This window comes from Bacillus sp. T-10(2022) (assembly GCF_056502895.1).
This window is the reverse complement of sequence record NZ_CP113518.1, coordinates 293,952-315,000: the sequence shown is the minus strand read 5'-3', so window position 1 is coordinate 315,000 and position 21,049 is coordinate 293,952. Positions and strand designations below refer to the sequence as shown.

22 protein-coding genes and 5 tRNA genes (1 of these 27 running past the window's edge) are annotated in these 21,049 nt (G+C 40.4%); 3 read left to right on the top strand and 24 right to left on the bottom strand.

Translation table 11 applies throughout. The annotated features are described in order from the left end of the window. The 6 genes from OSJ91_RS01600 to OSJ91_RS01575 form a co-directional block, all read right to left on the bottom strand. Positions 1 to 53: transfer RNA gene (locus OSJ91_RS01600), tRNA-Gln, on the bottom strand; it reaches 22 nt to the left of the window's first position. A gap of 78 nt (positions 54 to 131) precedes the next feature. Next, a tRNA-Asp gene (locus tag OSJ91_RS01595) sits at positions 132 to 207 on the bottom strand. Positions 208 to 232: 25 nt separating this feature from the next. Further along, positions 233 to 304, bottom strand: a tRNA-Glu gene (locus tag OSJ91_RS01590). A 17-nt stretch (positions 305 to 321) separates the two neighbouring features. Beyond that, positions 322 to 412: transfer RNA gene (locus OSJ91_RS01585), tRNA-Ser, on the bottom strand. Between the two features lie 7 nt (positions 413 to 419). After that, positions 420 to 494 (bottom strand) — tRNA-Asn (locus tag OSJ91_RS01580). Between the two features lie 147 nt (positions 495 to 641). Beyond that, positions 642 to 1,106, bottom strand: a complete 465-nt coding sequence (locus OSJ91_RS01575) for a SprT family protein (RefSeq protein ID WP_101225978.1) — start codon at positions 1,104 to 1,106, stop codon at positions 642 to 644. A gap of 83 nt (positions 1,107 to 1,189) precedes the next feature. Here OSJ91_RS01575 and cmpA point away from each other — a divergent pair, with 83 nt between their 5' ends. Further along, on the top strand, positions 1,190 to 1,309 hold the full coding sequence (gene cmpA, locus OSJ91_RS01570) for a cortex morphogenetic protein CmpA (RefSeq protein WP_089364909.1): 120 nt from the start codon (positions 1,190 to 1,192) through the stop codon (positions 1,307 to 1,309). 58 nt (positions 1,310 to 1,367) lie between these two features. On the opposite strand, the gene OSJ91_RS01565 is transcribed toward cmpA, so the two are convergent. The 14 genes from OSJ91_RS01565 to acpS form a co-directional block, all read right to left on the bottom strand. After that, positions 1,368 to 3,551: a Tex family protein gene (locus tag OSJ91_RS01565; protein ID WP_350300959.1), complete on the bottom strand. Its 2,184-nt coding sequence runs from the start codon at positions 3,549 to 3,551 to the stop codon at positions 1,368 to 1,370. 92 nt (positions 3,552 to 3,643) lie between these two features. Beyond that, entirely contained in the window at positions 3,644 to 4,255 is a 612-nt protein-coding gene (locus OSJ91_RS01560) for a PP2C family serine/threonine-protein phosphatase (RefSeq protein ID WP_241663201.1), read from the bottom strand. Then, on the bottom strand, positions 4,252 to 5,040 hold the full coding sequence (gene sigB / locus OSJ91_RS01555; protein ID WP_101225980.1) for an RNA polymerase sigma factor SigB: 789 nt from the start codon (positions 5,038 to 5,040) through the stop codon (positions 4,252 to 4,254). The genes OSJ91_RS01560 and sigB overlap by 4 nt, the downstream gene beginning before the upstream one ends. Next, positions 5,018 to 5,491, bottom strand: a complete 474-nt coding sequence (gene rsbW, locus OSJ91_RS01550) for an anti-sigma B factor RsbW (protein WP_034306366.1) — start codon at positions 5,489 to 5,491, stop codon at positions 5,018 to 5,020. The genes sigB and rsbW overlap by 23 nt, the downstream gene beginning before the upstream one ends. Further along, positions 5,488 to 5,820 (bottom strand): anti-sigma factor antagonist, encoded by a 333-nt coding sequence (locus OSJ91_RS01545; RefSeq protein ID WP_101225981.1) that lies wholly within the window; start codon positions 5,818 to 5,820, stop codon positions 5,488 to 5,490. Before OSJ91_RS01545 ends, rsbW begins: the two co-directional genes overlap by 4 nt. A gap of 59 nt (positions 5,821 to 5,879) precedes the next feature. Beyond that, a complete protein-coding gene (locus OSJ91_RS01540; protein WP_350300958.1) occupies positions 5,880 to 6,890 on the bottom strand; it encodes a PP2C family protein-serine/threonine phosphatase in 1,011 nt (336 codons plus the stop codon). Positions 6,891 to 6,899: 9 nt separating this feature from the next. Then, positions 6,900 to 7,301: an anti-sigma regulatory factor gene (locus tag OSJ91_RS01535; protein ID WP_101225983.1), complete on the bottom strand. Its 402-nt coding sequence runs from the start codon at positions 7,299 to 7,301 to the stop codon at positions 6,900 to 6,902. A gap of 3 nt (positions 7,302 to 7,304) precedes the next feature. Further along, positions 7,305 to 7,661 carry an STAS domain-containing protein gene (locus OSJ91_RS01530; RefSeq protein WP_106028506.1) on the bottom strand — a complete coding sequence of 119 codons (357 nt, stop codon included), beginning with the start codon at positions 7,659 to 7,661 and terminating at the stop codon, positions 7,305 to 7,307. A gap of 2 nt (positions 7,662 to 7,663) precedes the next feature. Beyond that, positions 7,664 to 8,491: an RsbT co-antagonist protein RsbRA gene (locus tag OSJ91_RS01525; protein WP_137020605.1), complete on the bottom strand. Its 828-nt coding sequence runs from the start codon at positions 8,489 to 8,491 to the stop codon at positions 7,664 to 7,666. A 410-nt stretch (positions 8,492 to 8,901) separates the two neighbouring features. Beyond that, entirely contained in the window at positions 8,902 to 9,252 is a 351-nt protein-coding gene (locus tag OSJ91_RS01520; protein ID WP_034306610.1) for a type II toxin-antitoxin system PemK/MazF family toxin, read from the bottom strand. Between the two features lie 7 nt (positions 9,253 to 9,259). Continuing rightward, the gene (locus tag OSJ91_RS01515; protein WP_034306380.1) at positions 9,260 to 9,541 is read right to left on the bottom strand and encodes a CopG family ribbon-helix-helix protein; all 282 of its coding nucleotides are present in this window, start codon (positions 9,539 to 9,541) and stop codon (positions 9,260 to 9,262) included. A gap of 162 nt (positions 9,542 to 9,703) precedes the next feature. Further along, entirely contained in the window at positions 9,704 to 10,867 is a 1,164-nt protein-coding gene (alr, locus tag OSJ91_RS01510) for an alanine racemase (protein ID WP_350302763.1), read from the bottom strand. A 242-nt stretch (positions 10,868 to 11,109) separates the two neighbouring features. Then, on the bottom strand, positions 11,110 to 12,114 hold the full coding sequence (locus tag OSJ91_RS01505; RefSeq protein ID WP_350300957.1) for a LolA family protein: 1,005 nt from the start codon (positions 12,112 to 12,114) through the stop codon (positions 11,110 to 11,112). A gap of 243 nt (positions 12,115 to 12,357) precedes the next feature. Continuing rightward, positions 12,358 to 12,708 (bottom strand): holo-ACP synthase, encoded by a 351-nt coding sequence (gene acpS / locus OSJ91_RS01500; protein WP_137020603.1) that lies wholly within the window; start codon positions 12,706 to 12,708, stop codon positions 12,358 to 12,360. A 108-nt stretch (positions 12,709 to 12,816) separates the two neighbouring features. Here acpS and OSJ91_RS01495 point away from each other — a divergent pair, with 108 nt between their 5' ends. After that, on the top strand, positions 12,817 to 13,407 hold the full coding sequence (locus OSJ91_RS01495) for a rhomboid family intramembrane serine protease (protein ID WP_485890877.1): 591 nt from the start codon (positions 12,817 to 12,819) through the stop codon (positions 13,405 to 13,407). A gap of 26 nt (positions 13,408 to 13,433) precedes the next feature. On the opposite strand, the gene OSJ91_RS01490 is transcribed toward OSJ91_RS01495, so the two are convergent. The 3 genes from OSJ91_RS01490 to cshA form a co-directional block, all read right to left on the bottom strand. Beyond that, positions 13,434 to 14,897: a PH domain-containing protein gene (locus tag OSJ91_RS01490; protein WP_350300955.1), complete on the bottom strand. Its 1,464-nt coding sequence runs from the start codon at positions 14,895 to 14,897 to the stop codon at positions 13,434 to 13,436. After that, positions 14,890 to 15,363, bottom strand: coding sequence for a PH domain-containing protein (locus tag OSJ91_RS01485; protein ID WP_402843700.1), 474 nt, complete (start codon positions 15,361 to 15,363; stop codon positions 14,890 to 14,892). Before OSJ91_RS01485 ends, OSJ91_RS01490 begins: the two co-directional genes overlap by 8 nt. A 212-nt stretch (positions 15,364 to 15,575) precedes the next feature. After that, a complete protein-coding gene (gene cshA, locus OSJ91_RS01480) occupies positions 15,576 to 17,075 on the bottom strand; it encodes a degradosome RNA helicase CshA (RefSeq protein WP_241594484.1) in 1,500 nt (499 codons plus the stop codon). Positions 17,076 to 18,416: 1,341 nt separating this feature from the next. Here cshA and OSJ91_RS01475 point away from each other — a divergent pair. Then, positions 18,417 to 19,568 carry a PP2C family protein-serine/threonine phosphatase gene (locus OSJ91_RS01475; RefSeq protein WP_485890876.1) on the top strand — a complete coding sequence of 384 codons (1,152 nt, stop codon included), beginning with the start codon at positions 18,417 to 18,419 and terminating at the stop codon, positions 19,566 to 19,568. Positions 19,569 to 19,619: 51 nt separating this feature from the next. Here the strand turns inward: OSJ91_RS01475 and OSJ91_RS01470 are convergent, their stop codons facing one another. Continuing rightward, positions 19,620 to 21,002: a UDP-N-acetylmuramoyl-tripeptide--D-alanyl-D-alanine ligase gene (locus OSJ91_RS01470; RefSeq protein ID WP_485890875.1), complete on the bottom strand. Its 1,383-nt coding sequence runs from the start codon at positions 21,000 to 21,002 to the stop codon at positions 19,620 to 19,622. Between the last annotated feature and the right edge of the window lie 47 nt (positions 21,003 to 21,049).

Genomic DNA, 21,049 nt, shown 5'->3' with positions numbered 1-21,049 from the left:
ACCTTCGCATGACGGAATCAAAATCCGTTGCCTTACCGCTTGGCTATAGCCCAATAATCGAATACTAATTAACAGCCAGGATAATATTATATCACAATAATATTATTTTAACAAGTGTTTTTTTAAAAAAATGGCGGTCCCGACGGGAATCGAACCCGCGATCTCCTGCGTGACAGGCAGGCATGTTAACCGCTACACCACGGGACCAGTATTATGATTATATATAAGAAAGTGACCCATACGGGATTCGAACCCGTGTTACCGCCGTGAAAGGGCGGTGTCTTAACCGCTTGACCAATGGGCCTTGATAAAATATGCAGCTGGCGGAGAAGGAGGGATTTGAACCCTCGCGCCGCTTACGCGACCTACACCCTTAGCAGGGGCGCCTCTTCAGCCTCTTGAGTACTTCCCCAAAAAAATGGCTCCGCAGGTAGGACTCGAACCTACGACCGTTCGGTTAACAGCCGAATGCTCTACCACTGAGCTACTGCGGAATAATGAAAATTGGGTTCCTTTTTCACGCTCAAGGACCTTAGTGTTTGTCGTTAAGAACAAGTTGTTATCTTGTCGACTCTTATGATTATAAAGAGGTTGCAACTTAAAGTCAAGGGTTCTTTTATGATTTTTTATATTTTTGTTTTTTACTCCTTAAACCCTTGGTAAATCAATGTTCCACGACATTTACCACAAACGAAACGGGTAGTGTCGATTCGCTTTTTTCTTATATACACCTGCTGACAGTCTTCACATTTATATTGGATAGTATTCATCTTTTTCTTTAATTGGTTAGATGGCAGCGGTTCGCAAAATCTCGGCGCCCCCACTTTTTTGAGTAATTGCTTAAAGTCCGCATCACGATGCTGGTACCCTTTTTTCTCGATGTGCAGATGATAATGGCACAATTCATGCTTAATGATTCCAATCATTTCTTCCACACCGCGTTCATCAAGATACTTCTTATTGATTTCTATATTGTGTGAACGGAGCAAATATCGACCTCCTGTTGTTCGGAGACGTGGATTAAAACTGGCTTGATGTCTAAAGGCCTTTTCAAAGTCTTTCAACGATATTTCTTCAACAAGTTTTTGCAATTGCCGATTATCCATTTCCCCCTCCCTTTCCTTGGTAACATGACAACCCATTATAACATAGACTAATAATACAATAGGAAACTAAGGGAGGAAAAGCTATGCCTAATTGGTTCCAGAATCAAATCCGCAAAGCCTTTTATGAAAAGGATTATTATCAAGTGAAGATGTTGAATCAATGTTGGTTTTTTTATCAAAAGAAAGAAAGCCTCCGGTTATAAATTCAACTTTGTTCCATATAAAAAAACCCCTTCTATTATAGAAGGAGCTTACCATAGGCTAGTTTTGATCCTTTGGCTCGAGCATCGTTAAAGATACCCTTTGTTTTTGCGAGTCAACCAGTTCGACCCAAACCGTCACAACATCCCCAACGGCCACTACATCCAATGGGTGTTTTACAAACCTGTTGCTCAGTTTAGAAATATGAACCAGTCCATCCTGTTTAACACCAATATCCACAAACGCACCGAAATCCACAACATTCCTCACTGTACCTTGTAATTCCATCCCAGTTTGCAGATCCTCCATTTTTAGTACATCCTGCTTAAGCAGTGGTTTTGATAATTCATCCCGAGGATCTCTTCCCGGTTTCATCAAATCATCTATGATATCTTTAATCGTAATTTCCCCAATTGCCAATTCATCGGCCAAATCAGCCGGATTTAGTTTGCCTAATTCTTCATTTAGGACATCACTGCCTAAATCATCAGATGTGAATCCCATTTTCTTTAATAATTTATTCACGGCACTGTAGTTCTCAGGATGTATCGCGGTTTGATCTAAAGGCTCATCTCCATTAATGATACGTAAGAACCCTATACATTGTTCATAAGTTTTGGCACCAAGCCGGGGAATCTTCTTTAATTCCTTCCTGCTTGAAAACTTTCCTTCCACTTCCCTTTTCTTCACAATATTTTGAGCAACCGATTTTGATAAACCAGCTACATATTGCAAAAGTGACGATGAAGCGGTATTGACATTCACCCCCACCTGGTTAACAGCTGTTTCTACTACAAAGGTGAGGGATTCCGTTAACTTTTTCTGGGACACATCATGTTGATATTGACCCACCCCCACGGATTGCGGATCAATTTTAACAAGTTCAGCAAGGGGATCCTGAAGCCTTCTTCCTATTGAAACGGCGCTTCTCTGTTCTACCTGAAGATCTGGAAACTCTTCACGGGCGATATCCGAGGCTGAATACACACTGGCACCCGCTTCATTTACAATTATATATGATATATTCCCTTTCACTTCTTTCAAAATATCTGCGATGAATTGCTCTGATTCACGTGATGCCGTACCATTGCCGATTGCCACGATTTCAACCGAGAACCGCTGAAGTATTTCGATCGTTTTTTCACGGGCAGCATTAAGTTTCGCAGCAGGAGGATGCGGGTAGATCACACTGATATCGAGTACCTTTCCGGTTTCATCAATGACAGCCAACTTACAGCCAGTCCGATATGCCGGATCTAGGGCGAGGACCACTTTTCCTTTAAGCGGAGGCTGCAAGAGCAGGTTCCTCAGGTTTTCAGAGAAAATATGGATAGCTTGATCCTCAGCTTTTTCCGTCAGCTCTTTTCTGATTTCCCGTTCTACAGAAGGCATGATCAAACGCTTAAGTCCATCCTCAATCGCAGATTTAAGAACAACTTGGGCTTCAGATTTGTTATTTTTAATGATTTTCCGTTCAAGATGACCAATGATGATTTCAGTCCGGGGCTGAATGGAGATCCGCAGAACCTCTTCCTTTTCACCTCTATTCAGCGCCAACACACGATGCGGTACGATTCTTTGAACCGGCTCCTCGTATTCATAGTACATTTCGAAGATTTTTTTCTCGTCCTTCTCTTCATTTTTCACAGTTGAAACCATTTTTCCGGCTTTGAAAATTTCAGCCCTTATCCACTTCCTTAATTCTGCATCATCGGAAATATGTTCAGCTATGATATCCTGCGCTCCTGCAATTGCCTCTTCAATAGAAGAAACTTCTTTTTCTGCCGATATGAATTCTGCAGCTTTTTCACTGACACTGGCATGCATTGGACATTCCAGAAGCCAATTGGCCAGTGGTTCAAGACCCTTTTCTTTAGCGACTGTCGCTTTCGTTCTCCTTTTTTGCTTGAATGGCCTGTATAAATCCTCGACTTCCTGCAGTTTTGTTGCCTTCTCGATTTGTTTCGTTAATTCTTCCGTCAATTTTCCCTGTTCACCAATTGAACGCGTAACTTCCGCTTTCCTCTGGCCAAGGTTTTCAAGATAATTCCACCTTTCCATGATGGAACGAATCTGAACTTCATCAAGTGAACCCGTCATTTCTTTTCTATACCGTGCGATAAAAGGGACAGTGTTCCCTTCTTGCAGCATCTGTATGACGTTTTGGACTTGATGATTTTTCAAAGTTAGCTCATTGGATATTTGTTTAATCAGTTCTTTCAATGTATCTTCTACAACGATCATTATGTTTACCTCCAACCTTTTGATCTAATAAGTATAGTCTAGCAAATGAGTGATGAAGTTGCGAATTCAATACAAAAAAGCTCACTTCCGAATTATGGCGAAAGTAAGCTTCCTAAAATGAAAGTTGTATCATCTGCAGTTAATGGACTGCTTTTTAATATACATTGTGCGTTCTTATCGATAGGGACCAGCCTTTTTAAAAAAGATTTAGCTCCCTTAAGTTCTAAACCATCGGAATGAAGAATGAATTTTGCATTTGGTTCATATTTGTAGCTCTGCGTCCTGTATGTTTGTTTCCTTCCGGATAAATACCCTGTAACAGGTAAAGGGTAAACGAGTTTATCGTCGCTTGGATTATACAGGAAAAAGCGGATGTTACCCACTGAACTGTATACAAATTCATTCTTATCATAAAATATCTTCAAAATCGAAACGGCCGCCCCCCGCTTATCGACCAAAACCTGGTTACATACCGCCATTAATGATTCTACATCCAACTCATGATTACGTTTTACTTCCTCGATGACGGCATGGGAGGAATCATAAGCATTTTTACCGCTGCCTAGACCATCTGCCAGGACACACACAAAGTATTCTTTCGTATGAAGAAAGAAGTAATCATCACCACAATAAACCATCCCGTTTTTAGACGATTGAGAGACAAGGACTTCTATTTTTTCTCCCCTCAGAATATCTTTGATCACTGAATTAACTCCGAGTTTTCAGCATTAATGGCTTCTTGAAGTTTCTTGATCGCGCGGCGTTGGAGCCTTGAAACATGCATTTGGGAAATCCCCAGTTTATCGCCAGCTTCTTTCTGGCTTAAATTCTCTAAATAAGTATGTTGAATGATCATCTTTTCACGGTCACTCAGAACATGCAGCACCTTTTCAAGCACCAGCCGCTGATTGACCTTTTCAAAACCTTCATCGACATTCCCGAATATATCAAGCAATGTGACAGTACCGCCATCAGAATCCGCCTCAATAGAATGATCCACAGATAAAGCTTGATAGCTTTTTCCCATTTCCATCGCTTCTAAAACTTCTTCTTCAGTCACGCCTATACTATCGGCTATTTCATCTATTCTTGGTGAACGATGCAGAGTTGTCGTCAATTCCTCGACAGTCACCCTGATTTTCGGACCAAGTTCCTTAATTCTCCTTGGCACATGGACACTCCATGTTTTGTCACGAAGGAACCTTTTGATTTCGCCGATTATAGTAGGGACGGCAAATGCCTCAAAGCTCTTACCGAAAGATTCATCATATCGTCGAATGGCACCTAATAAACCAATCATGCCGACTTGGGAGATATCCTCCTGAAATGATTTCCCTTTCGCATACTTGCGGGCGATTGTTTCAACTAAACTTTTATAATGGATGACTAGATTACTCTGTGCTTCATCATCTTGATTCTGCTGGTAAGCTCTAATCCATTCATTTACCTGTTCTCTTTGTGCCTGATTAGGTTGAGACTGTTTTTGCATCCATCTCCACCTGCTCTCCTTCTAAAAACTTAGTCATAAATACTGTAACCCCATCATGCTGATGAATTTTAACATCATCCATCAAAGTTTCAATAAGGTAAAGACCCAAGCCTCCTTCTCTCAAAAGTTCGACTTTTTGTCCATTTTCGTATGGACCGAGTCCTTGACGAACTTCTTCGAAATTACAGCTCTTGCCACTATCGGAAACCATGACCTCCAGACGGTCAGGATAAAGGCCAAAACTTACTTTCACTTCACCTTTTTCAGAATCCTTATATGCATGCTGTACCGCATTTGTACAAGCCTCACTCGTAGCGATTTTCAAATCCTCAATTTCATCATACGCAAATCCCATCCGGCTTCCTATCCCAGAAAGCGTTAAACGAATGACACCGATGAATTCTGGTTTTGCAGGTATTTTCATTTCGATGTAATCATATACTTGACTCATTCTAACCCACCCTCTGTACCACTTTTTATATCAATGATATCTGCAAGACCTGTTATATCAAATAAACGTCGTAACCTTTCTGATAAGCCAACTAGTGTGAATTCGCCATTATGTGCCCTTACGCTTTTGAAAGCACCGACAAATACCCCAAGTCCCGTACTATCCATATAAGAGACTTCAGTTAAATCAATCGTAATCGAAACATTATCCTGCTCTGAAATTGGAAATAGTGATTCCCTTAATTTCGGTGCAGTATAGGCATCGATTTCACCTTTTAGTTTTACAACAAATTCAGTATTTAATTCATTAACATCTACAGTTATATTCATCCTTGACCCACCTCTTCAAATCCTCTTCATTCCTATATCTATACCCAGCAGAAACAATACTAAACATTTGATTTTAAAATTATTAATGTAAAATCATCCCTCAGTTGGAAGTTCTGCATTTTCTCCAATTGTTTAAATATATTATTCACCATTTCCTGGGCTTGCAAATGCATATTTTTTTTAATGAAACCGATAAGTGTTTCCCTTTCTATGAACCCATCATACGTCCGGCACTCCGTTACTCCATCGGATAATAAAATGATCATGTCTCCACGATTCACCGTTTTTTCATATTGGCGATACCTTGTTTTTTTATCAACTCCAAGCAGCAAGCCCTTTGCATCCAAATCGCTGAAAGTACCTGTTGCGGCATCATAGTAAAAGCCAGGTTCATGTCCGGCTGAAGCATAGGAAAATTGCCTGTCATGCGGATCATATAAACCATAGAACATGGTTATGAACATGCTTGGATCCACATTATGCTCCACAACACGGTTCAAACTCTCAAGCACACTATTCGGTTCATGTCGATGCTCAGGAAGACTGTCCATCGCATATTTGATCATCGACATGCACAATGCAGCAGGAATCCCTTTTCCTATGACATCTGCTATCCCTACTCCTATACGATCATTTTCATCTTGGACGAAGTGATAGTAATCTCCGTTCATCTGTCTCGCCGGAACACTGATCGCTCCAATTTCAAGAGCTTTGATATCAGGAATTTCCGTTTCCAAAAGAGTATGTTGAACGTTTGCCGCGATCTCGATTTCCGTTTTCAGTTCCTGCTGTTGATGTCTAAGGCTTTGATGTTCACGGTATGCAATGCCGTAGCCCATCATGACTTCCAGCAGAAAATCGAAAGAATCCAATACTTTCCCCGGTAAGTCCGGGTAAAGTTCCATTAAGTTATTTTTATGCATACTGATGATTTCTTCTGGAGATATATTGTATTTGATATGTAGGCGGCTAATCTTTTGTCCTTGGTAGAGTGCCTGCTCATTTTGGTCTTTAAGATAAGTAGAAAGCGCCTCATGATACTTTTTCTCCATGTTCTCCCTAATATCCATATTCCCCCCCTAACGGAGCCATTTCGTAGCGATGATCTTAGTCCCTTCACCTGGTATCGAATCAATATCAAAGTCATCCATTAAACGTTTGGCTCCAGGAAGACCTGCACCCAGCCCCCCCGAGGTGGTATATCCATCTTCCATGACTCTGCGGATATCCTCAATTCCCGGCCCTTGGTCCTCTGCAATGATTTTCAATCCTGACTTCCCATTTATATTTAACTTTTCTATGCTAACACTGCCTTGTCCAGCATATAGGTATATGTTTCGGGCCAATTCGCTAATGGCCGTTGTGATCCTGGCCTGGTCTACAGTACCGAATCCCAACTCTTTAGCGACATTTCTTCCGAGCTGCCTTGCAGCTACGATGTCCCATTCATTTATGATTTTTACGCAGGATTGGAACTCCATTCTTTATTCCCCCAATTCCTGTTGTAATTTCTCCAGGCCTTTCTCTAAGTCTAATGCTGTCAGAACATCATCGAGACTAATTCCCAGTTCAATTAATGTTATTGCAACAGCAGGCTGGATCCCCGTAATTACAACTTTGGCCCCCATAAGCTTAGACATGCTAAAGACATCGCCCAATACCTTTGCGATAAAAGAATCAATAAAATCTATTGAGGTGATATCTATAACAACGCCATTCGCGCTTGTTTCATGAATCTTATGCAGTAAATCCTCTTGAAATTGAAGGGCTGTCACATCATCCAATTCCCACTGTATAGAGACTAACAAGCAGTCATAAAGCTTTAATATCGGAATCCTCATACTTATCCCTCCACCTTTACGATCTTACGGCTCGTTAATTCCAACGCAACTTCTATCCCTTTTTTCAATGTATTTTTTGTAATCACTTCATTTAAATTAATTCCAAGATTAACGATGGTTTGAGCAATTTCAGGGCGGATTCCGCAGAGTATACATTTCGCGCCCACTAACCGGACTGCTTCCGCCGCTTGAATGATATGGTGGGCAACCATGGTATCCACGACCGGCACACCCGTTATATCAATAAGAACTACTTCAGATCTATGCTTAACAACGCCGGTCAACAGGTTTTCCATTATCTGTTTGGCACGTTCCGTATCAATCGTACCAATCAACGGCATTACCGTTATTCCTTCCAATACAGGAATTAGCGGTGCCGATAGTTCTTGCAACGCTATTTTTTGCATGGAAACAGTTCTTTCCCAAGTTTGGGTATATATATTGACTATTTCATTATTTATCGGTGTGGCCCATTTATCCAAATGGTTAACAAGATTGACTTGGTTTTCAGGAGTAACCAGACCCTTTTCCACCATTCCATTAATGACAATCAACGTGAATTTATGAAGTCCTTCATTGACGAAAGTGAGAGGCCATCCCAATTGGACGACTTTCTCGGCAAAATCTGAAAGCTTCAATGTGAATTCCTTGTTTTTACTATCAACGTTCGTGATGATCATATCTATAAATTCACTGCTCGTTTGCGTGAACATTCGATCTGAAACGACTTTAATTAATCTTTCGTCCGTACTTTCCTTCATGATGCCCATCCACTCAGTAAGGATGTAATCTTGATTTTGCTTAATAAAATCGTAAACCAATTGATTCATAATATCCTCCCATTCTAACACAATTGCCTTGTTTCCCTGTCTACGTCACAAGGATGTTAACTAACTGTAATGTTATTTCCATTTGGATTTCCTTTGAGTTTCCCCACTAACTTTTGCTTTTTTTAGGTATTTACAAAATAACTATATACCCGAAATTCAGGCAAGAAAAACATCAATTACTGAAAAGTTAGGGAGATACTATAAAAAACAATGACGTTCCATCCAATATCTAACTGTATAATGTTTTTATTCGTCAAATTTTTCATATTTCCTGCTGTATACTTTTTGGATATGTTAATGTTATTTGACAAAAAAACACGATCCCCACAGTTGCAGGGATCGTGCCATCTAAATAATATCAAGAATGATTTGTATTATAATAACGCCCGGTTTAACGGGAAAAATTTTCTTTAAAACTCAATGAGGCCTAAACTAATTTGCAAAGCTTCATTGACTTTTTGCATCATCGGTTCGTCAAGATGCGTAATTTTATCAGTTAAACGCTGCTTATCAATTGTCCGGATCTGTTCTAATAAAATGACGGAATCCCGCTCGAATCCGTACTTTTTTGCATTAATCTCAACATGTGTAGGCAATTTCGCTTTTTGAATTTGAGCTGTAATGGCTGCCACGATCACAGTCGGACTAAAGCGATTACCAATATCGTTTTGTAAAATTAGTACCGGACGGGTCCCCCCCTGCTCTGAACCAACTACCGGGGAAAGGTCTGCGAAGTATACGTCACCACGCTTAACAACAATCAATGGCTCAGCCTCCGCTAACTAATCGTTCAACGCAATGACCAGCCTCGAATTCAGCCTGGAAGGCTTCAGAAGCAATCGTTAAGTTAATGGCCGCCATTTCAATATAACCGCGTTTCATCGATTCACGAAACTCTTTCTTTTTACGTTCGCGAAGATACATTTTTGTGGCACGATAAATAAATTCACTGCGATTCACATTTTCCTCACTCGCATACCCATCTAACTCTGTTAAAAAATTTTGAGGTAATCGAATTAATATCTCTCTTGTTGCGCTGGATTCAGACACAAACATACACCTCCACCATCACTACACACCTTTATTGTATATATCCTTTTCAATATTACCATTAAAATGCCTATCTGCAAAGAGTATATTCTATTCTCAATCCTATTATCAGCATAATAAAGGAAATCTTATTCACAATCTTAGGATTTTTTTACAATCCGGTCATTCCAAAATGAAGTTGCGTACATGTTTCACCTGATTGTCTTTTATATAAACACGGGGCACTCTTGCTCCTATCATACATGTTATCTCATAGTTGATCGTTTCCAGTTTTGCCGCTATCTCATCGACAGTAATCGATTCATCCCCATCATTCCCCATCAGTGTGACCTCTGTTCCTACAGGGTATGGTCCAGGCAGCTTGATCATGCATTGATCCATGCAAATCCTCCCGACTATGGGTACTCTTTTTCCATCCACAAGAACTTCCTGACCTTGCAGCTTACGGATCCAGCCGTCAGCATAACCTATTGGCAAAGTCCCGATCCATTCATCACCTTCAGCCGTATATGTCGCTCCATAACTAACGCTTTCACCCTTAGCAAGCTGTTTAACCGCGACCATCTTCGTTCTCAACGATATAGCCTGTTTTAATGGGTATGGCAAAATCGGCTTCATTTCCACGGAAGGACTCAATCCATACATGGAAATCCCCATTCTTATTGCATTCCATTCAGGATCGGTGAATCTTAAAGAAGCTGCACTATTGGCTGCATGAATATATTCAGGCTTTCCAGTCATTACGGAAAGCATCCCTTTAAATGTAGCAAGCTGCTTTTCATAATAGTCGGTCTTCATTTCATCCGCCGTCGCGAAATGAGTGAATATCCCTTGGAAATTGAAACAAGCTTCCCTCTCAAGCAAATTTTCCACTTTCATGAGTTGACCTTTATCACGAATGCCGATTCTACCCATGCCGCTATCCACTTTTACATGGATTTGCAAAACTTGTCCCGGTTTCAACAAATCCTTTGCCTTTTCCAACCATGCTACATCAAAAACCGTTACGGAAATCCCATACTTGGCAGCAAGTGCTGCGCTTTCAGGCCTTGATGCCCCAAGTACAAGGATCGGAGCCAATATTCCCTTTTTTCGTAAGGCAAGAGCCTCATCCAAAAAAGCGACACTTAAAAAATCCGCCCCCGCTTCAAGCGCCGTTTTGGCCACTTCATAGTCCCCATGGCCATATGCATTCGCTTTAACGACAGCGAAAAGACTAACGCCATTTCCCAGTCTTTGTTTCATGGAAGAGATATTTTCAAAAATTTTATCCAAATTTACTTCTGCCCACGTATCTCGATGAAATATTTTCGTCTCCAAGACCATTTCCTTCTTTCCTACACTCACATTAAGATTCTTCCCAGTAACGAAGTTTTCGTTACATTATAGGAACATTCTATAACCAACCGACAGAAAGATAAAGTGCTTTTTCACCTTGATTCTAATTTCCCAGCTGCCAGCCTAAATCAGTTGGAAGGATTAAAAATGTCAACAAGCTGCTTCCCCGCCTATCCTACCCAGAAGAAACCTTCGTAAGGAGACGGGAAACATCAGCTTGTTATGTAATCCTATTTGACTGGTTCTTCCCCAACCGAACGGGCGACTTCTATCATCTCTTCCTGTGTCAAATCCTTTGATGCAAGCATATAATCGACACCTTCAAAAGTCCATGCAATCGTATTTCCTGTCATTGCCCCGACAGTATAACCTAAATCAACCGGTTCTCCATTCACATTCGTCGAAACGGAAGTTTGAACTACCTCAGCTTTTTCCTGAACTAATGTAAAACTTTTTGTACCCTCATAGGTCAAAACGACACGTTCTCCCTTTTCAGTCGTAATTTCTTTTTCTTCCGTTAAATTCATATCACCAATATTCTCAGGGTATTTCACTGCAAATCCTTCATTTTGGACTTCTGCCATAACGGGTGCTTCAAGTTGTGCACTTGTCATGTTTTTCTTCATATCAAATGAATCTTTATCAAAAGTCGTATCGAACTTAACTTTCGAGAATTCAACTAGTACCAATGCGGTCTTATCAGGGTCCATGACTTTTACACTGACTGGGGATAAATCCTTTTTGTTTATAGTAATCTCTTGATATGGCAACATCTTATTGTTTTGGTAGCGTGTTTTCGTTTCAAAGACATAATGTTTATCCGTTTCTTTATATGTCGCACTTTTATCTTCCGTAATGTCTTTCACCAACGACTCGAACAAATAGGCCTGACTGCTGTTCTCCGGCCACTCGCTTTGAAATTTAAAGCTTTTATTCAAAGCTGGCGTCAGAACATATACACCATCATCATTTTTCAAAATCATCTGGCTTTGATCCTTCTCTTCATTTTTCAGATTTACGCGGTAAAAAGAAGGGTCCTTATGCCAAATCTCCACATTATAAACTTGAGGTTCCGTCCCCATCTTCAATGTCATCTTCGCGTTAGCCTTATATCCCTTCATTTCGCCAAGCTTCTCATTCAATTCACTCACTACGTCACTCTGTGATTTTTGGCCGCAAGCAGAAAGAGCAAGCAAGAGCATGATCCCTGCAAAAAGCATTACCATCTTCTTCATCTTTTCAACCCCTTTTTGTCATTTGAACGTAAAAGGGAGAGGAAAAGGCAGGATCCGGACATTGGCTCGACTGATGTCTTAGATTCCTCGGTATTTTAGACACGGACCCATTCTCGATCCGGCTAAAAACTTTTCGAGAGCACCTACTCTGCCATGTACCTTTTACCGGGCCTTGTCTCCCTATAGCACTAAATGTATATGAGACAACCTAAAGGTTTATGACCCGATTGGACAAAACTCCATTCACCCTTCAATTACGACTTGAGCAACCGCATAATCCCTGCTGTGGCTAATCGAAAGATGGACCCCTTCAGAAAACGGCTTTGAAATCATCGGCTTTCCTTTATCATCCGATATGATTTCAATATCCAAAAAGGATAAGTGCTTACCGATCCCTGTACCGTTTGCTTTTGAAAAAGCCTCCTTTGCCGCAAAACGCCCTGCAAAATACTCGACCTTCCTTCTTCCATTTAACTTTTCGAAAATCAAGATTTCCCTTTCTGTTAATATACGCTCCTTTAAACGGGGTTGCCGATTAATCAGTGTTTCCATTCTATCCAACTCAGTAATGTCCACGCCTATACCTTTAATCACTTTGACACCTCTTCTATTAATTTAATAAGCTGCATATCATTAGGAGGACTCTTTTACCTGAAAATGATAATATTGTATTTAATTAAAAACGCTAATAAGGAGGAATTTATGTTTACAAGAACAGAAGGCTTCCGCGAATACGCAAATTCATATCGAGCTGTTACTGTGCTCATTCTAATTATGATGATTGTATTCGTTCTTGTCCTCTTCCCCATATTTCCCGGCAATGTACTCTTTTATTATGGCGCAGGTGTGAACTTATACATCGCTGATGGACAATGGTGGCGTTTGATCACCCCCATCTTTCTACATAGCACGTTTACACATTTACTGTTTAACGGATTCTCACTTGCCATCTTCGGTCCATTCCTAGAGAAATTACTTGGAACCGTCAAGTTTTCAATATTCTTTTTATCGACAGGTATCCTTGCCAATATCGCAACATTTCTAATTAACCCACTGACATATAACCACGTAGGTGCTAGCGGAGCAATTTTTGGTTTACTCGGATTCTTTCTATATCTTGTACTTTTCAATAAAACCAATTTTACGAACAACGAAAGAAATACAGTATATACACTGACCGGAATTGCCGTCATCATGACCTTCATTCAACCGCAGATCAACGTTATCGGTCATTTGGCTGGACTGGCAACCGGCTTTTTAACAGCTCCATTATATTTAAGAAAAAAATGGTAGGACAAACAGCCGACTCTTCCTTTCAATCATTGGGAGTCGACTGCTTTTTTAGGTAAATACCATGATTTAATTATTAGGCAATCCTTTTCTTCCACATCAGCAACCATGCCGACCCGGGAGGTGATTCCTGATTTGACCGATGCTGAAATCGTTGCTAATTCTTTTCGATTTTGAAACCAACTTTTTTTATATGTGATTGATTGAATTCTGCTTCTCTGCATGATCAATGTTTGCTTCGAGAAAAAACGGCTGCTCAATAGCAACAAATTTCCATCTATGCTCCAGCCTGCATCTCTATATTGCATGTAAGCCCAAAAAATCGCCAACGGTACAAGCAAAAGGGAAAGATAACCCCAAGGTCTGAAAAACCATACCAAGGCACCGATGATCGGGATGAGGTACAGAAACTTACGAAACACATACCGCGAAAGTGCACGCTTAGGTATCGGTGTCATCTCAGTGGTTGTTTCATAAACCGGTAAAATTTCCAGGATTTTTTCATGTAAATGCCTCTTCCTGATTAAAGGGAACAGCATGATGGATAGACTATCTTTATCTTCCAAACTGCCGCCCGCATACTCAATATAAACCGTCGCCAATCCCAATGGCTTTCGAATCAAATTCTCCATGATCCGGATACCTTGAATTTTATGGATAGGGATTGTCAGCTGCCTTTTCTCGAGAAGCCCTCTGGAAATAACGATTTCCTCATCCGTTTTTAACACGGTAAAGGAAGCATATTTAATTACCATACTTAATGTGGCCAGTACATAAACAACCAGTAAAGCCACCAGGGCAAACAAGGTCAGTATGATTGTCCCCATTTCAATAAACTCTTCATAATCCTTAAATATCCTCTCAAAAGGTATCATTTCATCGAACTGTGAAATAAAAGCGATTGCCCCAGATAGGAAGACACCTACCGCTCCCGAAGTGGCAGCCATAACGAATAGCTGCGGCAAAGTCTGCTTAAAAACGGAAGACGATTTAGCTGCATATTCTTTATTCGCAACTTCTTCTTTATCCTTATCAAAAGGATGTTTCGCTTTTTTTTCCTCACTTATAAAAGCATTGATTCGTTCCGCATCACTTTTGCTTATGGCTGATAATACGGCATCGGCCTGAGACCCGCCTGCCGTTTCAATATTCAGCTTCACCAGGCTGAATATCCTCTGGATGATGCCCTCTGATATATCTATGCTATGGATCCGGTCAAACTTTATATACCGTTTCTTCCTTACGAATACCCCGGACTCAATTCTGAATTCGCCCTCTTCTATGCGATATGTAAAACGTAACCATTGAAGGAATGCAATGCCTATCAGTAAAAGTATAATAATGGCAATGACCAGCGGTTGTATCCATCCAGGAATTCCTTCATTCTTCCCAGGAATGACGACCACTAATAAAAAAGGGATGACTAACTCCTTAATCGATTTAATGATGTTAAGCAATACAGCTATGGGGTGAAGCCTTTTAGGATCAGACATCTTCTTCCTCCACACTTGCCATTCTCGAAATATAATGCCGCAATTCATCTGCCTCTGCAAGGTCCAAGGCAGGAATAACATGAAGGGTCGCTGCAGTGGAAATTTCAACGGAGGCTAAATCGTATTTTCTTAATAATGGCCCTTGCTTCGTTTCAACATGCTGGACCCTTATCATGGGTATGAGTGTTCTTTTAATGACGAAAATACCACTTTGGATATCAATTTCAGTATTTCTTACTTCGTAACGCCACCTCTTCCATTTCACCGATGGAATCAGAAAGATGGCCAGATAGGATTGGATTATCGAAATTATGATCAACGCTCCAAACACCCAATATGTCCAATCAAAAATGATTGTAAGCACGAGTACAGCGATGCTTATAATCCAGGTTATTGAACAGCTTATAAGACCACTGATTTTCCATACGGTCAAGGCCTTATTCGATATACGATTTTCAGGTTCCATGTGCTTCTCCTCTTCCGGACAGGTAATGCTAATTGAATCATCATCATCCATCCTTGCTTTCATCCATTATACTATAATTAAATGCTGGAAATTAACCCCTTTTCAAACAAAGGGTTTGAGCATTCCACTAAAAACCTTTACCATTCGGATACCATAGCATTGGAGATGCACATAAAAAAATGCCGCTCAAATGAGCGGCATTTCCAATTCAATTAAATCTTATTCGTTTTTTCTCTTTTTTGGCTCGTGCTACGGTTCCCGTAACCATTCGATTTACGGTTCGTGCTCGGGCGTTTCCCTGATCCGCTACCGTAATCTTTTCTGCCTGATGAACTGCGGCCATTGCGCTGTCTGTTGCCAGAAGATCCGCTTCCTCCGCGATTGCGACGCATTGGAGATGGAGATTCTTCCGTTAACTTGATAGGCGTTTGATCCGGTTCTTTTGTCATCGATTTAAGCATGGCTGCAACTAAATCCGCTGCGCTATGTTTTTGCAATAACTCTTCCGCTTGACCAAGGTATAAAGTTAAATCCTCATTCTCGATTGTATTAAGGATTTTTTCCGTTACTGCTTTTTGTTGACCTTCCAACGCTTCAGTTAACGTAGGAGTCTTAAGTTTCTCCATGCGTTTTTTCGTTGTATGTTCAACTGCATGCAGTTGGCCTCTTTCTCTTGGTGTTACAAACGTAATGGCTATACCATGTTTACCCGCACGTCCTGTACGTCCAATACGGTGAACGTAGCTTTCCGGATCTTGAGGGATATCAAAGTTGTATACGTGAGTAACGCCTGAAATATCAAGTCCACGTGCAGCAACATCAGTAGCAACGAGCACATCGATGCTGCGGTCTTTGAACTTTTTCAATACAGAAAGGCGTTTTGCCTGGCTAAGGTCACCATGAATGCCTTCAGCCATATAACCGCGGATATTCAATGCAGATGCCAATTCATCTACACGGCGTTTCGTACGTCCGAAGACGATCGCAAGATCCGGTGTTTGAATATCGAAAAGGCGTGCAAGTGTATCGAATTTTTCACTTTCTTTTAACTCCAAGTAATATTGTTCGATACGATCCACTGTCATTTCTTTTGCTTTTACACGTACAAGAACGGGTTCCTGCATGAATCTTTCTGCAATTTTACGGATTGGATCAGGCATTGTAGCTGAGAAAAGCAATGTTTGCCTTTCATCAGGAACCGTTGAAAGGATCGATTCGATATCCTCAATGAATCCCATGTTAAGCATTTCATCAGCTTCATCAAGTACTACAGTATGAACTCCGCCTAATTTGATATTTTTACGTTTGATATGGTCTAAAAGACGACCAGGCGTACCAACGATAATATGTGGTTTTTTCTTTAATGCACGGATTTGACGGTCGATATCTTGTCCACCATAAACCGCAAGTACACGAGCGCGTTTTCCGTAACCAAGCTTGAAAAGCTCCTCGGAAACTTGAATGGCTAGCTCACGTGTAGGTGCAATGACGATCCCTTGCACGTTTTCGTTATTAATATCGATGTTTTCCATCAATGGAATACCGAATGCTGCTGTTTTACCTGTTCCTGTTTGCGCTTGACCGATGATATCTTTACCTTCAAGTGCTAGAGGTATCGTTTGGGATTGAATCGGGCTCGCTTCCTCAAATCCCATTTTTTCTATTGATTTCATGGACGTTCTATCTAATCCTAATTCGCTAAACAATGTCAATGTTTTCGTACTCCTTTTTATATCGTAAATTTACACGTGCATATCATGCACAGATGTTTAGTTCAAATCCTCATCATCATGACGGATGTTCTACTTTATCTCTTATAGAAAGTTTATCATTATCACCTAAAAGTATGTCTGCCTTTTAGTTCAAATGAACTCAATATGATTTTTTAAAAAGGAAATATACCAGTACGGACATTCACTGGCATTTTTAACTTCGCGCACGTGTAGACTTATCATTAACATACGCTCATCTTTTTAAAAGTACATGTAACCAAAATTAAATTCAATATGGAAAATTAAAAGTAGCATAAACGGATGTTTCACCGTTTTATTCAGGTGAGGGCTGCTGCACCTATTATTCATCAGACTTAAAAAGGCTGTATGAACAAAACTTGACGAGAGCCAAGATTCTTATACAAAACAGGCCCGGTGCGTTGAGGATTTGCAGAAGTGGAAAAGCGCTAAAATGCGGCTTGATTCCCTAATAGCTACTAAAGCCGCCAAGAGAAGCAGCTTTTATATATGACCAGACGCGAGGCCTATTAAATCTAAAATAATCTCAAGAATGAACTCATGAAACATGTAAGAACATACAATTTTGTTGCCTCAACCTGATTAAATTTTAAATAATCATCAATGATAAGACATTTAAACTCATATCTCATATTACCATTTTCAAACTGTTAATGCAATAAAGGATATCGCTCCATTCAGAGTTACTAAAAACTTTAGACCGTTTCAAAAATGAAGAAATTAGTCATTTCTTCCTGTTAAATATGCAGCCGTGACACTTTTGAGTAAGAATATGGCTCGTTCATTCAATACGTTTAAAAAAACACATGGACTGAATATTTCATCAATAGGATCACCATTTTACTATATCCATTTAATCGTAAGTGGATTCAAACTTAGACAAATTCGAAGAAAGCGAGTTTGAAAAACGTTCCAGTGGTTTCAGAAATCCAGTTAGGGGGATTTCACAAAACAGGAATCTAGTCCTGTTAAAATCATGGTTCGTTATGAGAGCATTCCAGCCTCTTGCCGGCTTACTGTATCCATTTAAATTTTTCATAAAACGATTATCCATTTATATATGATATGTGTTTAAATCAAATAGTTTCAACAACCCTTTTTCAGGAAGGATTAGTTTTAATGATGAACACCCTTCCACGGTTACCCCGTTGGAAAGAAAAGGACTTATCATGAATTCTCATTGAATTTACAGGTATATGGGAGCATTTAATTTTTGAAAATTCCATCTTTTTGCTTAAAAATTATAGCAAATAAGTCTAAATGCAGTATGATTGACCTATCAACAAAATAACAGGGGGTTATATGAACATATTCACAATAGATGTTCCTTTATGTAAGGATTTTGGTCGAATCTTAAAGAAAATGAATAAGAAAGTCACCTTTTTGGAAGATCCACTCAATCAAAGTCATCTATTCAAGAATTCAACAGACTTAATGAAATCATTATTTGTTTTACCTTTACACATATCAAAAGACTCTTGGCAGCAAACTTCTTTGTTCGCCTTGGCAGAATCTCACGAAATCCCTATCTTATTCATTTACAAACGCACTTCAGGAATGGAGACCCCTCCGGCCTTACCAGAAAAGACCTTTTATGAAACCATGGCGGTCCCTGCCGATTCAGTGGAAGTCAGGATTAAATTAAAGTCACTCCGAAACATCAGCATGCAACTATTTTCGGCAAAAATGAAGGGGCAAGAGCTTGAAATGATACACCAAAAATCAGCAAGGAGCCTGAGAATTGCAAAGGGCATTCAACTTTCAGGTTTACCTTTGTCGATCAATAATGAAGATATAGAGGTCAAAGGCCTTTCCCAGCCTTCAAGTGAACTGGCAGGGGATTTATTTTACTGGACGGAGGTTGATGACAGGATATACGGCTTCATAATGATCGATGTATTCGAAAAGGGCATTCATACAGCACTTATAAACATGTCCATACGCACATTGATCCCCGACCTTATCAAACGTGTAAAAGACCCCATTTTCATAACAAAGGAACTGGATAAACTAATGCAGGATTTATTTCAAGGAGTTAATCGGGAAAACAAAAACCATGCTCGCATTACTGCCTTCATCGCATACGTGAATACAAAGGATCGGCTCATCGAATATGTGAATTACGGACTTCCTTCAGCTTTTTTGTATTCCCCATGTACCAATCAAATTCTCAATTTGAACGAAGGAGCCACCCCAAACGGACTGATTCCCGAATTGCCCATTCAAAAAATAGTCTTTCAGTATGAACCTGGAAGCCGTTTCATCATCTATACAGATGGACTCTCTAAAACGCCCCTACCTTCCGCCATTGACCGATCTGACCATATCGAAAGGGAATTCATCGAAAATGTCCATCTCGATACACAAGACCTTCTTCAGGAGCTACTGGTCTCAAGGATGAGGCATTCAGTCATTAACGATGACATCTGCATTATTGCCGGGACACTTTTTTAAGCACGATAAAAAGGGCCGTTTCAAAAAAAGAAACGGCCTTTTCTATTTTTTTTATTTTTGCAGAGCTTGAACGACTTCCTCCAGCTTCATGCCCCTAGAAGCTTTAACAAGTATGATGTCATTTTCCTGTGTGGACGATTTCAGTTCGTCTATAAGCTTCTGCTTATCTTGAAAAGGACGAACCTGCTCCGATGAAAACGCCTTGCTCGCTCCCTTGGCAATAAACTCGGCTAAAGGACCATATGTGAAGATCTTATCGATCCGCTCACTGGAAATCAATTCACCAATTTTCAAATGAAAGTCTTTTTCCTGTGGCCCTAACTCCAACATGTCTCCCAATACAAGTATCTTTTTTTCGAATCCAGATAAGCCCTCAACCAACTCCACTGCTGCCTTAACTGAAGTTGGGCTGGCATTATACGCATCATTGATGATTTTCTGCCCTTTCGCGCCCTCGACCAATTCCATCCTCATATTCGTTAATTGAATGGTCGACAGACCTTTACGGATCGCTGAATCATCCACATTGAATTCTTTAGCAACCAAGATTGCTGCCAACGCATTAAGAACATTATGATTGCCTAAAACGGGTATCTCATAATTGGTTTCCTTATCACCGCTTGCGATTGTAAACGTGGTACTGTCTGCCCCTTGGTTAATAGCCTGTGGATATAAATCATTTTGTTCCGTACGTCCAAAAGATATTACGTTTAAATCAGGAAAATCCTTTTTGATCCGATTACGGAGCAATGGTTCATCACCATGATATATCAGCGTTCCATCTTTCGCCAAACCTTCGACAATTTCCAACTTCGCATTCGCGATTTCCTCTCGTGATCCTAAATCCAATAGGTGTGATTCACCGATATTGGTAATGATCGCAACATCAGGCTTTGCCATTTTGGATAAGAACTCGATTTCACCGCGGCTGCTCATTCCCATTTCCAACACAGCCGCTTCAGTATCCTCTGCCATAGAAAGCACTGTTAGTGGCAACCCTAAATGATTATTGAAGTTCCCATTTGTTTTATGAACTTTATAGGTAGTGGCCAACAGCGCAGCCGTCATATCCTTCGTAGTCGTCTTACCGTTGCTGCCTGTTATCCCAATGACTTTTATATTCAACTGCTGACGGTAAGAACGCGCCAATTGCTGAAGTGCTTTCTCGGTATTTTCGACAATGATTATCGGTAACTCGTCAGGAGGATTCGGAACATCCCTTTGCCAAAAAGAAGCCGCAGCTCCTTGCTCTAAAGCTTGCTTGACATACTGATGGCCGTCAACCTGCTCACCCATAAGCGGAATGAACAAACATCCTTCCTTAACCGTTCTTGAATCGATGGTAACCCCATTAATTCCTTCGGACTGGAATGGACTGATATCATTCAATCCCTCTGCCATTTCATGTACTTGTTTTAACGTTCTCTTTATCATTTTGTTCCTCCTACATTCATCGAACCGTTAATCGATCTCCATTAACC

Coding starts and splice junctions, on each gene's coding strand:
- rsbW (WP_034306366.1), bottom strand. CDS start 5,491: ATGAGTCAAGTATATGATTACATCGAAATGAAAATACCTGCAAAACCA.
- alr (WP_350302763.1), bottom strand. CDS start 10,867: ATGGTCTTGGAGACGAAAATATTTCATCGAGATACGTGGGCAGAAGTA.
- OSJ91_RS01505 (WP_350300957.1), bottom strand. CDS start 12,114: ATGAAGAAGATGGTAATGCTTTTTGCAGGGATCATGCTCTTGCTTGCT.
- OSJ91_RS01530 (WP_106028506.1), bottom strand. CDS start 7,661: ATGAGGATTCCGATATTAAAGCTTTATGACTGCTTGTTAGTCTCTATA.
- OSJ91_RS01545 (WP_101225981.1), bottom strand. CDS start 5,820: ATGAATATAACTGTAGATGTTAATGAATTAAATACTGAATTTGTTGTA.
- OSJ91_RS01495 (WP_485890877.1), top strand. CDS start 12,817: ATGTTTACAAGAACAGAAGGCTTCCGCGAATACGCAAATTCATATCGA.
- sigB (WP_101225980.1), bottom strand. CDS start 5,040: ATGCAAAAACAGTCTCAACCTAATCAGGCACAAAGAGAACAGGTAAAT.
- OSJ91_RS01485 (WP_402843700.1), bottom strand. CDS start 15,363: ATGGAACCTGAAAATCGTATATCGAATAAGGCCTTGACCGTATGGAAA.
- OSJ91_RS01535 (WP_101225983.1), bottom strand. CDS start 7,301: ATGGAGTTCCAATCCTGCGTAAAAATCATAAATGAATGGGACATCGTA.
- OSJ91_RS01575 (WP_101225978.1), bottom strand. CDS start 1,106: ATGGATAATCGGCAATTGCAAAAACTTGTTGAAGAAATATCGTTGAAA.
- OSJ91_RS01470 (WP_485890875.1), bottom strand. CDS start 21,002: ATGATAAAGAGAACGTTAAAACAAGTACATGAAATGGCAGAGGGATTG.
- OSJ91_RS01540 (WP_350300958.1), bottom strand. CDS start 6,890: ATGGATATTAGGGAGAACATGGAGAAAAAGTATCATGAGGCGCTTTCT.
- OSJ91_RS01475 (WP_485890876.1), top strand. CDS start 18,417: ATGAACATATTCACAATAGATGTTCCTTTATGTAAGGATTTTGGTCGA.
- OSJ91_RS01565 (WP_350300959.1), bottom strand. CDS start 3,551: ATGATCGTTGTAGAAGATACATTGAAAGAACTGATTAAACAAATATCC.
- OSJ91_RS01525 (WP_137020605.1), bottom strand. CDS start 8,491: ATGAATCAATTGGTTTACGATTTTATTAAGCAAAATCAAGATTACATC.
- OSJ91_RS01490 (WP_350300955.1), bottom strand. CDS start 14,897: ATGTCTGATCCTAAAAGGCTTCACCCCATAGCTGTATTGCTTAACATC.
- cmpA (WP_089364909.1), top strand. CDS start 1,190: ATGCCTAATTGGTTCCAGAATCAAATCCGCAAAGCCTTTTATGAAAAG.